The sequence below is a fragment of the Streptomyces sp. S3(2020) genome, from assembly GCF_013044505.1.
Taxonomy (GTDB): Bacteria; Actinomycetota; Actinomycetes; order Streptomycetales; family Streptomycetaceae; genus Streptomyces.
Genome location: NZ_JABERD010000249.1, coordinates 1 through 13,162, shown reverse-complemented (window position 1 = coordinate 13,162; position 13,162 = coordinate 1). Strand labels below are relative to the sequence as shown.

The 13,162-nt window shown below is 66.8% G+C and carries 7 protein-coding genes; 3 read left to right on the top strand and 4 right to left on the bottom strand.

Going from position 1 to position 13,162, the window contains the following annotated elements:
• The first annotated feature begins 56 nt into the window (after positions 1-56).
• Together HLK59_RS42870 and HLK59_RS42865 are read left to right on the top strand one after the other, a co-directional pair.
• On the top strand, positions 57-4,451 hold the full coding sequence (locus tag HLK59_RS42870) for an amino acid adenylation domain-containing protein (RefSeq protein WP_346779946.1): 4,395 nt from the start codon (positions 57-59) through the stop codon (positions 4,449-4,451).
• A gap of 79 nt (positions 4,452-4,530) precedes the next feature.
• On the top strand, positions 4,531-6,381 hold the full coding sequence (locus HLK59_RS42865; RefSeq protein WP_171147083.1) for a siderophore-interacting protein: 1,851 nt from the start codon (positions 4,531-4,533) through the stop codon (positions 6,379-6,381).
• A 74-nt stretch (positions 6,382-6,455) separates the two neighbouring features.
• Here the strand turns inward: HLK59_RS42865 and HLK59_RS42860 are convergent, their stop codons facing one another.
• From HLK59_RS42860 to HLK59_RS42845, 4 genes are read right to left on the bottom strand one after another with little or no spacing between them, the layout of a single operon-like run.
• Positions 6,456-6,707, bottom strand: a complete 252-nt coding sequence (locus HLK59_RS42860) for a phosphopantetheine-binding protein (protein WP_171147082.1) — start codon at positions 6,705-6,707, stop codon at positions 6,456-6,458.
• 55 nt (positions 6,708-6,762) lie between these two features.
• Positions 6,763-7,620 (bottom strand): class I SAM-dependent methyltransferase, encoded by an 858-nt coding sequence (locus tag HLK59_RS42855; protein ID WP_171147081.1) that lies wholly within the window; start codon positions 7,618-7,620, stop codon positions 6,763-6,765.
• Entirely contained in the window at positions 7,617-9,380 is a 1,764-nt protein-coding gene (locus HLK59_RS42850; RefSeq protein WP_171147080.1) for an ABC transporter ATP-binding protein, read from the bottom strand. The genes HLK59_RS42855 and HLK59_RS42850 overlap by 4 nt, the downstream gene beginning before the upstream one ends.
• Entirely contained in the window at positions 9,377-11,116 is a 1,740-nt protein-coding gene (locus tag HLK59_RS42845) for an ABC transporter ATP-binding protein (RefSeq protein ID WP_206328276.1), read from the bottom strand. Before HLK59_RS42845 ends, HLK59_RS42850 begins: the two co-directional genes overlap by 4 nt.
• A 290-nt stretch (positions 11,117-11,406) precedes the next feature.
• Here HLK59_RS42845 and HLK59_RS42840 point away from each other — a divergent pair.
• The coding region (locus HLK59_RS42840) for an AMP-binding protein (protein ID WP_171147079.1) at positions 11,407-13,162 on the top strand (1,756 nt) is incomplete at its 3' end.

Here is a 13,162-nt window from a genome sequence, read left to right as displayed (position 1 = left end):
CCAACGCACAACTCAGCACCGCACTCACACTCCGCGACGTCTTCGACCACCCCCGCATCAGCGAACTCGCCCACATCGCCGACACCACCACCAAAACCACCAAGACACCCAGCACACGAATCGGCGACCTGCCACGCCCCGCCCTGATCCCCGTCTCCTACGGACAACAAGCACTCTGGCTGATTGATCAGTTGGGTGGGCCGGGTGGGCGGTATGTGGTGCCGGTGGTGCTGCGTTTGGGCGGCGATCTGGATCCTGATGTTCTGAGCATGGCGGTACGGGATGTGGTGTCTCGTCACGAGGCGCTGCGCACGCTCTTGGTGGAGAAGGACGGCACCCTGCGTCAGGTCGTCATTCCAGCGAACGAAGCGGCCGGCAGGCTCTCTCTGCTCGTTGAGGATGTCACGGGTGTGGATGCTTCCGGCGTGGATGCGCGGGTGGGCGCGGTGGTGCAGGCCCGGTTCGATCTCGCGGTCGACATCCCGATCCGTGTCGCGCTGCTACGCGCCGGCGCTGACGACTGGGTGTTCGTCGTCGCGGTACATCACCACGCGGTGGACGAATGGTCGTTCCCGTCGCTGCTGAGCGACCTGTCGACCGCTTATCAGGCGCGGGCCGCGGGGCAGGAGCCGGGATGGACGCGGTTGCGGGCCCAGTACGCGGACTACGCGATCTGGCAACGCGATGTCCTGGGTGAGGCGTCGGATTCACGTTCACCGCTTTCCCAGCACCTTGCCTATTGGCGTGACGTCCTCGCGGATGCGCCAGAAGAGTCCACGATCACACTGGACCGGACCCGACCGGCGGCACCGACCCACCGCGGTGCGGATCTGCGGTTCGCCATCGATCCAGAGGTCGTGACCGGACTGCGTCAGGTCGCGGACGAGCAGGGCGTGAGCATGTTCATGGCTCTTCAGTCCGCGACCGCATTGACCCTTTCGGCGCTGGGCGCCGGTGCGGATGTGGTGATCGGTTCACCGGTCGGTGGACGCACCGAGGACGGCCTGGAAGACCTGGTCGGATACTTCGTGAACACCCTGCCGATCCGCCATCGGTTCCACGCCGGTGACTCGATCACCGACGTTCTGCAGAACACCAGGCGGACGGTGCTCGGCGGGTTCGAGCACCAGGCCGCGCCCTTCGAAGAAATCACCCGTGCGCTGGGCACCGAGCGATCCGTTGGCCGTAACCCTCTCTTCCAGCTCATGCTCACCCATCGCGTCGCTGACAGCCGCCGCGCAGGCGGCCTGCGCATCGGGAATGTCACGACGTCACCGAGTCCCGCGGCGGTGGGCGCGGTCAAGACCGATCTCGACCTCGACATCTTCGATTCGCTCGACGATCTGAAGGGGAAACTCTCCTACGCGACCGATCTGTTCGATGGTGCTACCGCTGAGCGGTTCGTTGCCGTCTTCAAGTCGGTGCTGGACACGATCGCTGCCGGTCCGGAGGCGCGGGTCGGTGACCTGGACCTGTTGCCCGCACCGGAGTCGCGACAACTCGATGCGTGGTCGTGTGGTGAGACGCTCGATGTTCCCACGGCGACTCTTGACGAGTTGGTGCGCCAGCAGGTCACGGCGAGCCCGGACGCGGTCGCGGTCATCGCTGATGACGGCACTGAACTCACCTATGGCGACCTTGACGCGCGGGTCAACGCTCTCGCCCACCTCCTCGCCCGGGAGGGCGTGCGGGTCGGGGATCGGGTCGCGGTCGCACTGCCGCGCTCGGCCGATCTGGTGGTCGCCTTGGCCGGGGTGATCCGTGCCGGAGCGGCGTATGTGCCGATCGACCCCGACTACCCCGCCGAACGCGTCAATCACATTCTTGCGGACGCCGAACCACGTGTGGTGGTCACAGACCGGCACACCGCCGGTGTTCACCATCACGTGCTCACCGATCATCCTGTGCGCATCCTGTTCATCGACGACGAATCGGCGCGGCAACACCTCGATGCCGGCGTGATCGACCCACCGCGGGTCTCGCGTCCGCTGCTCCCGACAGATGCCGCATACGTGATCTTCACTTCCGGCACCACCGGACGCCCCAAAGGCGTTCAGATCACCCACCAGGCAATAGTCAACCGACTGTGGTGGATGCGTGATCTCTACCGGATCGGTGCGCAGGATCGGGTGCTGTTGAAGACCCCGTTCACGTTCGACGTGTCGGTGTGGGAGTTCTTCCTACCGCTGGTCACCGGCGCGGTGGTGATCGTGGCGCAGGAGGGCGGCCACAAGGATCCGCAGTACCTGCTCGAAGTGATTGGTCGTCGTGCGGTGACGGTCACTCATTTTGTGCCGTCGATGCTGCAGGCCTTTCTCATCTCGGACCCGGACCGGACGTCGGTGGATTCGGTACGACGAGTTTTCTGCTCCGGCGAGGCATTGCCCGTCTCCCCCGCGGCCGGTGCCGTCGCGCTGTTCGAGAACGCGGAATTGCACAACCTCTACGGGCCGACGGAGGCGGCCGTGGACGTGACCGCTCACCCGGTGGTTCAGGCCGAGCTCGTCGATGCGGTGGGGGTGCCGATCGGTGCACCGGTGGCGAACACGACGGCGCGTGTTCTCAACGCGTGGTTGCGTCCGGTGCCGGTGGGTGTGGCGGGTGAGTTGTACCTGGGCGGGGTACAACTCGCGGACGGATATGTGGCTCGCCCGGGCCTGACCGCTGACCGATTCGTGGCCGATCCCTTCAGTGACGACGGCGCGCGGCTGTACCGCACCGGTGATGTGGTGCGCTGGAACTCCCAGGGGCAGTTGGAATACCTCGGCCGCAGCGATGACCAGGTGAAGATACGCGGATACCGGATCGAACTCGGTGAAATCCGTGCCGTCCTCGAACAGTACCCAGGGGTATCGGGTGCGGCGATCGCCACCTTGGATCATCCGGCCGGCGGAAAGTACCTCGCGGCATACGTGACCACGGCCAGTGCCACGACGGCCGAGGACGCAGTGCTGTTCGACGCACTGCGTGAGCATCTCGCACAGTCGCTGCCGGACTACATGGTGCCCGCGACGTTCCTGCGCCTGGACCGATTCCCGGTCACGGCGAACGGGAAGCTGGACCGCCGCGCGTTGCCGCAACCAGACCTGACCGCGAATGCAGCCGACGGCCGGCCACCGCAAACCGACACCGAGATCGCCCTCGCCGGTATCTTCCGCGACGTACTGCACCTCAGCGACAACACCGATCTCGGCGTCGACAGCGACTTCTTCCGCCTGGGCGGCGACAGCATTTCTGCGGCACGACTCGTTGCCTACGCTCGTGAGCACGATCTGACGTTCAAACTGTCCGAGGTGTTCGTGGGGCGGACCATCGGCGCCCTCGCCGAGCTGCTCGCGCCGACGACGCACGACGCCATGTCGGCCGAGCCGGTTCTTGTGCCGACTTCTGCCGCCCTAGAGCGCTTGCGCGAGGTGGGCGCCGCGCCCGACGAGTACGTCTTCACCGAGCTCATCAACTTGCCCGCGCAGTCCACGAGTGAATCGGTCGCCTCGTCCTTCCGCTCACTCGTCGCCAACACGGACGCGCTTCGCCTGTCAGTTGACGCCACCGGCCGGCGACTCTGGTTCACCCACCTCCTGCCTCCAGAAACGGTCCAGCCCCCGACCGTGGAGCTGACCACCAACACGAACGCCGACGTCGACGCGATCAGGTCGGCCGCCGTTGATCTCATCGACATCTCGACCGGCCGCCCGGCTGCCCTGGCATACACACACAACCCCGAACAGACAGTTGCGGTACTCGCCGTCCACGCGGCAACCGTCGACCGAGCCTCGCTGCACCGCCTGGCGGAGGAACTTCAGCAGGCAGTGTCCGGCGTAGCGGAAGTGTCCCGCCCACCGGCGCTCGTCCCCGCGCTCGAAGCCATCGAAGCAGCCGGCGACGCGGTCGCCACGGACGGCCTCGACCGCTGGAAGGGCCTTCTCGCCCGAGCCCAGACGATCGACGCAGCCACCTTTGCCTCCGCCACCGTCTCCACCTTCCACTGGGACAGCTCCCTTGCCGAAGGCGTCGTCAGCAAAGCCATCCGCAACGCGCTCCACTCAACAGGAATCGCACCACTGATCGGCGGCGTGGTCGACGAAGATGTCCCGCTGACTCCCGATGACAAGACGATGTCAGTCGGTCCGTTCACCGCGGCCGCCACCATCGCTCTCGACGAGGCCGAGCCGACCAGGACCGCCGAGCTCGCACTGCTGCGCTACCACAACAAGGCCGGACGCCGAGCATTGCGGCGTGCCTCCTCTCCCCCGGTGATCCTCACGCGGGTCTATGGGCCGGACAGCGGGTCACCAACCGCAGAGGGCACCGAGCGCCTGTATCGCGCGGTCATCCGGTATCACCTCGCCCCGGACACGACGACGATCACTTTCCTCGGCTTCGCGGAAAAAGTGGTCACCGATCTCCGAGCAGCTCTGGCAGACCAACTCCGTGACGAGGAAAGTCATTAGGTTAGGCAATGCTAAGCTTTGGCGTCTGACTACTGGCAGACCGCGTTTCGGTACGCCACCCCCTCGATGAGGAGTCACAGTGCCGCGTCGTGCCCGCCCCACCGTCGTACACACCATTGTCCTGCGGGAGTTGGAGGTGGCGCGGGTTGTCGATGTCACTCCCGGGATGCGCCGTGTGACCCTGACCGGTGACCAGCTGGGATCGTTCACCGGAAGCGACGGTACGGCCTTCCCCGCGTTCGCCAGCGACGGCTTCGACGACAACGTCCGGTTGATCTTCCCCTACCCCGGCGACAGCGAGCCGGTGCTCCCGGTCTACAAGGACGGCAAGTACAGGTGGCCGGCCGACCCGCCGGCGCTGTGGCGGGTCTACACGGTACGACGCTACGACGCGCAGGCTCGCGAACTCGACATCGACTTCGTGAAACACGGTGTGGGCGTCGCTACGACGTGGGCGTACCGGGCGAACCCCGGCGATCGCCTCCACGTCGGAGGACCGTCGGTCTCAAGCGGTCGGCCTGAGGGCTACGACTCGTTCCTCGTTGTCGGTGACGACACGGCCATCCCGGCGATCGCCCGGTTGCTTGAGGAACTGCCCGCCGACACACAGGCCGAGGTCTACATCGAGGTGGCTGAGGAGTCGCACCGGATCGAACTCCCGGCACGTCCCGGTGTCGAGGTGACCTGGGTCGTGCGGAACGGACCGGCAGCGGGCACCGAGCTCTTGCTGCTGGAGGCGGTACGCGAGGCCGGCCGGCGAGAGGGCTCGATGTTCGCCTGGCTCGCCGGGGAACAGTCCGTGGTACGTGATCTGCGGCGGTATCTCATCGAGGAGCGCGGTGTCGACAAGTCCGACATCGACTTCACCGGCTACTGGCGGCGCGCAGAGGTGGTGGCGTTGGGCGAAGACCCCGCCATGCCGGACCCGGAGCGCAACGACGAGGCCTTCGAGAAGTTCCATGAGATGTCCGAGTTGCTTCCGCCGCTGGCGATTCGGGTGGCCGCGAATCTCGGCATCGCCGACTGCATCAGCCGCGGAGTGCGCACCGTTCCCGCACTCGCACAGCACACCGGCGCGAACGAACGCTCCCTGGCGAAGTTCCTGCGGTACCTCCAGGCGATCGAACTCCTGGAACAAGAAGGCGATGCATACAAGCTCAGTGAGACCGGCGAATTCCTGACCAACGAGTCCGTGCTCGATCACCTGGTGTCCGACGGGGTCGACTTCCGTATGTCGCAGGCCTTCTACGGCCTTGAAGCGGCGGTCCGCCACAATCATCCGGTGTTGGAGTCGGTGACCGGCAAGGACTGGGACGCCCTCCGCGGCGATGCGACCTTCGAGCACAAGCGTTTGGAGAACAAGTCCCGGTTCGTGCAGGTACTCGCCGAGCCGCTCGCGAAGTCACCCGTGCTCGGGGGCGTCGGCAAGGTAGTTGTCCACGCGGCTGGTGCAGGGGTCCACGCCGACTACCTCACCGCGGGGCATCCGGAGGCGACGGTGACCATCGTGGCGCTCCCTACCGCGGCGGACTGGTTCCGCAAGGACATTCCGACCAGCATCGCGGATGCGACGCGACGCGACCGGATACGGATTGTCGAGCAGTCGGTGTTCGAGAAGACCGAACCCGCGGACGCCGTACTGATCATCGACACGCTCGGGCAGCATCGTGACGCGGAGGCGAGGCTCATTCTTCAGCAGGCCGCCGCGAGCCTGAGCCCTGGTGGCCGGGTGCTGTTGGTGGAGGATACTTTCGACCCCGACGAGCTGGACGAACATGACGCGGAGCGCGACATTCTCCAGTTGACGCTCCACGGATCCGGATACCGCACCGAGGACGAACTCGAGGCGGTCATCGCCAGCGCTGGATTGAAAGTGATCCAGACGTTGCTCGTGGGATGGGGTAATACGTTGCGAGTCCTGGCACCGTGACCTGAGGTTGTGGGCCCGCTGAGCAGTCCGGCCGGGCCGTCCACGACGAGCCCGGCGACCGCCCTACCGCAGGGTCATGAAGCCACTTCGTCACCGGCCTGGAACTTCTCGATGACCTCGATCCAGTGACCCAGTCTCGAGTCCTCGGCCAGGGTGATGAAGTCGATCTGGTCCACTCCCGCAGTGCGCCACCGCTCCACCAGCTCCATGAGACGCACCGAGTCCATCCCCTGGTCGCGGAGACTCACCTCGTAGTCGATCTCCGCGGGTTCGAGATACAACACGTCGGCGACGTCGGCGATCAACTGCTCGGTGCTCAGGCTCATCAGGACTCCTTGTTCATTGCTTGCCCAACCTCTTTGACAGTTCCAGCCGGCTGTGTCACACGGTGGCGATCAGCACTTCCTCGCCGCTGTACGGTCGCAGACCGTCGGTCCTGCCCGCGAAGTAACGATCGGCCAGGTCGGTTGCCGAGACATATTCGGCACCGGCGAAACCTGTATTCCGCGCCAGTTCGATGATCTGGCCGGGAGTGTAAAAGCCGATGAACGGCGTACCGGCCCGCCGAGCACCCTCCCTGGACGCTCGCCGAATCTGTACGTCCTCGGGCGCGAGATCCTCGAGATGACGGAAGAACGTGAGGATCAGTGAGGAGCCGGACGGCAGACTCGCCACCCGCTTGAGTGTCGCCGTCGTGGCCTGTTCGGTCAGATACATGGTGACCCCCAGCCAGGACACCACCGCGGGGCGCGAGGTATCGAATCCCGCCGCCTGAAGCCGATCCCACCAGTCGTCATTCGCTTCGAAGTCGACCGGAACCAGCCGCAACCAATCCGGGATGTCATATCCGAGTTCGATCAACCGGCTCCGCTTCCACCCCTGCGTCTCCGGCTGGTCGATCTCGAAGACGGTCATGGTCGAGCCCGCATCGGGATGGCGTTGGGCGTACGTGTCCAAGCCCGCGCCCAGGATCACATATTGATCCACTCCACGGCTCGCGGCCTGCGCCACCAGGTCCTCGGTCAAACGCGCCCGCCCGACAACCGTGGCGCGCTTTCCTCGTGAGTCGCCGGGGACCATGTCTCCGCGCTCGCGCCATCCGTCGTCGTCCTGCGCCAGCCGGGCGCCCAGCACGTCCTCAAGGACGTGCGGCGGCTCGTCGACCTGTGTGTGCAAGGCGCGCCACAATGCGGTCCGTACCGCGGTGTTGTCCGGCGTGCCGGCGACGTTTCCTGTCATGAGCCAGTCCTTCCTACCTTGTTGTTCATGCTCCGTCCGGACTCCCACGCGCTCCACAGCCCGCCGTACACGCCACCGGCGGCGACCAACTCGTCGTGTGTTCCGATCTCGATGATCCGGCCGTGGTCCATGACGACGATCCGGTCACAGGTCGCGGCTTGGGAGAGACGATGCGCGATCACCAACCCGGTGCGCCCACGCAAAGTCGCCTCGGCGGCACGGTCCAGCAACCCCGCGTGGGTGGAGCCCGCCTCGGCGGTCGCCTCGTCGAGGATCGCCAGTTCCGGGTCGGCGAGCAGCAGCCGGGCGAGGGCGAGCTGTTGAGCCTGTGCATCGGTGAGCGGATGTCCGCCGGTGCCGATCATCGTGTTGAGATCGTCCGGCAGTAGATCGAGCAGACCGGCTGCCCCGGTGGCGTCCAGCGCCGCGTGGATGTCGTGGTCGGTGGCCCCAGGGGCGGCAAGCGTGAGATTGTCCCGCAGAGTGCCGGCGAACACGTGCGTCTCTTGGGTGATCAACGTCGTACGGTCCGGCCGGGCCACCGTCCCGGCGTCGGGTATATGGATGCCGGCGATGACGGCGGCGAGCGTCGTCTTTCCGGCCCCGGAGGCGCCGACCACAGCGATGCGCTGACCGATGGGGATGTCGAGGGTGAGGTTGTCGAACACGGGGGGACCGTCGCCGTAGCGGAACGCGACGTCGTGGAGCCGTACGGCGATGTCCGTGTCCGCTGTCGCTGGCGGCTCGCCCGCTGCCTCCGGGATAGTGGCTACCCCGATCATGCGGCTGAGCGATGCCAGGGCCGACTGGAGGTCGTCGACGACGAACACCAGCTCGTTGATCGGTCCGAGCAGGCGCAGGACGAGCAACATCGCAGCGGTGGCGCCGCCGACGGTGGATGCGTCCGCCTCGATCAGGAAGAAGCCGACGACGAGGACGGTGGCCAGGCTCAGGCATTCGCCGAAGTTCAGACGGATGCTGAGCATGACCTGCACGGCGCGCGCGCGAAGCGTCCACACCGCGACGCCCCAGGACGCAGTCATCACGCTGTGGTGCCGCTGCTCGGTGAGCCCGAGCCCGAGCACGGTGGCGTAGCCGCGCTGGGACTCGAGGATCTGCTGCGCCCGGACGCTCATCGCCGCGCGTTCGGCGCCGTACACCCGCGGGCCGATGCGAAGGTACCAGCGCATGACGAGTATGTAGACGGGCAGTACGACGGCGAACGCAGCGGCGTACTGCCACTCCAGCGCCGCGAGCCCGCCCAGCGACACGACGATGGTGAACGCGGTGACGGTGAGCGCGGGGATCACCGCGGGGGCGGCATCGGCTACGGCGGTGACGTCGTCGCTGGTCCGGGAGATCAGGTCCCCGGTCCCGGCGCGTTCGACGACGTGCTGCGGGAGTGTCATGGCGCGGCCCACGAGCTGTTCGCGCAGCGCGGCGAGGATCGTGTGGTAGGCGCGGGTGGCAAGCACGATCGTCACCGCGGTGCCGGCCGCGCCAAGAACTGTCGAGAGCGCCATGACGGCTGTGACCGTCAGTACGGTGGCGAGGTCAGCGGTACCGGCCTGCACCCGGTTGACGAGGAACCCGATGATCACGGGCGGGATCACGTTGACGCCGGTGCTGACGATCCCCAGCACTCCGACCATGGCGAGCCGGAGCCGATGCCCGCGGCTGAGCCGCCACACCTGCTTGGCCGTCGCCCTGCCGCCCGCGACCGGCAGCGCGTGCTTGGTTGCCGCGGATATCTCGCTCATGGCGTTGTCCTTGCGCGCGTCGGGGCGTCCTCGAGCAGGTCGACGACGCGGTCGCAGCCGCCCAGCAAGGCGGGAGACGAGGTGATCAGCAAGGTCGACCGGCCCCCGCGAATGTCGCGCAGCCGCTCCGCAATCGTGTGCTCGGTGACCGAGTCGACCGCCGTGGTCGGGTCGTGCAGCACGAGCACCGGCGCGTCGCCCGCCAGGGCGCGGGCAAGAGCAAGTCGCTGGAGCTGGCCGCCGGAGAGGCGGTTGCCGTCCTCGCCGACCGGAAGGTCGAGATCGGCGGCGAAGTCGTCGCATGACGCAGCTCGCACCGCGGCCGTCACCAACTCGGGTGTGGCCGCGGTGGCGGTGAGATTGTCGCGGATCGTTCCGCTGAACAGCACGACCCGGTGCGGCGTGAACGTGACCCTGGAGCGGTACTCCCGCCCGGTCAACTCCCCCGCGGCGATCCCGTCCAGCCGCACCGCCACCTCGCTGCCGAGCCCGCGCGGATCCAGCAGCGCCTCCGCGACGCGTGCGGCAGTCAGGTCGTCGGTGCGCACTCCCACGAGTTCGCCGGGTTCCACCCGGATCGTCGTGCCGAGCGTGGACACCTCCAGCACCGGCAGCTGCGCGACTTCCGGCCGCGCCGCGGCTTCAGGCTCGGGCGTCACGGCGACGTCGGTCTTCAGGACGTCGAGGATGCGCGCGGACGAGGCACGCGATCCGGCGAGGTTGGGGATGGAATCGTTCGCGATCGACTGGATCTGCGGCAGCAGCGCCTGAGCAAGGCCGACGGCGGCGATCAGCTCGCCAATGCTCAGCTGCCCGTCCACGGCGAACCAGCCCGCCAGCCCCATCACCGCTGCGACGAATGCGCCGGTGACCACACCGGAGCCCATCAGGAACCTTCCCAGCAGTCCCGCATTGCGCTTGGCGCCGACCAGCGTCTCCTGGCTTGCCTGCCGATACCTGCTGGTCGCCTCGGCCTCGGCGCCTATGCCCTTGACCACCCGATAACCGGCCACTACATCCGTGGCCACTCCGACCGTGGTGGCCAACAGCCCCTGGTACTCGCGGGTGTCCCGGGACAGCCGCTCGCTGAGGACGCCCATCAACCACACCGCCACCGGCGCCCCCACCAGCACCGCGAGCCCGAGCAGCCAGTGCGTCGTCAACAGCGAAACAGCGATGAATCCGATGGTCACGACCCTGGCGATCGGCATGATCACGAGCTGGACCCCGTTTGCCATGCGGGCGACGTCGTTGGTCATCACCGAGACGACGCCGCCGTCCGGCGCGTGGACGCTGCCGCCGACCGGATGCAGTACGCCGGTCGAGAGGGTGCTCCGGAGGCGGTGCTGGAGCAACTGCACCGCATACGCGGTCAGTTGGGTGGCGAACTTCGCCGCCACCGTCAACCCGACATACGTGGCCACCAGTACCCCGAGCCACAGCACCAGCTGCCCCGCGTTCCCGGTCGCCAACGCCCGGTCGATCGCAAGGCCCATCACCACCGGGACCGCCGCCTCGCCCACCTGCCATACGGTCGCGGCCAGCGCCGCGGGGACGGAGACCCGCCGCACCGAGAGGATCACGCGCAACAGGAATTGACCGGCCGTGGTCACCTCGTCGGCCTCGAACGGCTGGACCTCGGGCGGATCGGTGGGCGCCTGCCAAAGCACAGGTAGCCGACGGGTCACAGGTCCCCGCCCCAGCCCCAAGGGGTCGGAGTGCGAGGCGTTACTCATGGCCGCTCCCGGTCTGTGCCCAGCAGCAGGATGCCGGCGTGCTGTGTGAGCGCCGCTGCCACCCACGCTCGCTGCTCCCGTGCTCCGGAGAGTTCGCCTTCCTGGAACGACCTGTCCGGGATCGAACACCGACAGGCCGTCGTCGCGGGGCAGTTGTCGTACCTGATGGAGGTTTCTCCTCGGTCGGTGGCGGGATGGGTGGCGGCACATTGCAAGGTTAGCCTACCCTTCGTTGAGGTTGTAGTGATCGTTGCCTTGGTCGGCTCGGTCTGGTCTCAAGAGAAGTGGGTGTGCTTCCGTTGACGGCTTTTGATCGTGTGCAGTTGACTGCGAGTCAGCGGGGCAACTGGGTGGCTCGGAGACTTGCTCCCGAGTCCTCGGTGTTTGGTGCGGGTCAGCTGATCTGGCTGGACGGTCCGGTCGATCCGACGGTGTTCGCGTCCTCGGTGAGCACGGTTTTCGCGGAGACGGATGCGCTGCGGGTACGTTTCGGCGACGACGACGGTGTCCCTTTCCAGTACGTCGATGCCGCCATGACGCTCTCGACGGAGATTGTCGATGCCGGCCACGGCGACGACCAGGTCCGCGTGCTGGCCCGGGGGCAACTCGCCGCAGGCCCGGCCACCGCTGCCGGGGAGCCGGCGACGAGGTCGATCCTTGTCCGCCGTGACAACGGTGCCTGGGCATGGATCCTGATCACCAACATCCTGCTCGTTGACGGCTACAGCATTTCTCTGTTCATCCGCCGCGTCGCCGAGGTCTACTCCGCGCGCCAGGCCGGCGGCCCGGTGCCGGAGCGCTGGTTCGGGACCCTGGAAAACATCACAAGTACCAACAGGCGCAATGATTCCAGCGCCGAGGACGCCGAGGAAGACGTCGCGTACTGGAGCGGTGTCCTCGGGGTCGGGGACACCGGTCAGGTGGTGGATTTGTCGGGGGTCTTCGTATCCTCGAGCCAGCCGGTTGCCGTCCCCATACCCGATGACACCTACTCAGGGATTCAGGAGTTCGCTCGGTCCGCGCGGGTCTCCTGGACGGATACCCTGATCGCGTTGTGGGGCGTCTACACCGCTGTGGTCGAGGGCCGTGACTGTGTGGCGGTCCGGGTTCCTCTGATGATGCGTGATGACCGTGAATCACTGAAGACACCGAGCGCGATCTCGAGGGCTATCCCGGTCGTCACCGAGATCAGTCCGTACCACACCTTCGAAAACGTCCTTGAGGTCGTCGCGGGCCAGTTGAAGGCTTCCCGGCGTCACGCGACTGTCGAGGATCACCAGATCGCGCGTTTGTGGCCAAGCGGCCAAGCCTCATACCTCACACTCCCGACGATCAACATCAGACTCTTCGAATCGGTGCCGCGCCTGGGCGACATTGACGCGGTCTCCGAAACGATCAGCACCGGCCCGGTCGGGTCTCTCGACCTCGCGGTCTACCGCCATCCCGACACCGGGATCCGGCTGGAGCTGTCCACGGGCTCCACCACCGGCAACCCACTTTGGCATGCCGAGCAGTTCAGCCGCTTCCTCAGCTCCGCTCTCCACGGTGCCCCCGGCCAGACCCTGCACGAACTGAGCACCGGATTCACGCCCGATGCCGATGGTCCGGATCCGTTGTGGGCACAAGGCGAGACGCTCGATGTCGCGCCCGCGTCGGTGACGGTGGATGCGCTGGTGCGTCACCGGGTCGCGGTGGATCCGGACGCGGTCGCGGTCGGCACCGATGACGGTACTGAACTCACTTACAGTCAGTTCGATGTGCGGGTCAACGCTCTCGCCCACCAACTCGTCGAGGAGGGCGTGCGGGTCGGGGATCGGGTCGCGGTCGCACTGCCGCGCTCGGCCGATCTGGTGGTCGCCTTGGCCGGGGTGATCCGTGCCGGAGCGGCGTATGTGCCGATCGACCCCGACTACCCCGCGGAACGCATCAAGCACATTCTCGACGACGCCGCACCTGTGCTGGTCATCACCGATCACCACACCACAGGGATACATGAACACGTACTGGGTGAACATCCCGCACCGGTACTGCGGATCGACGATCACG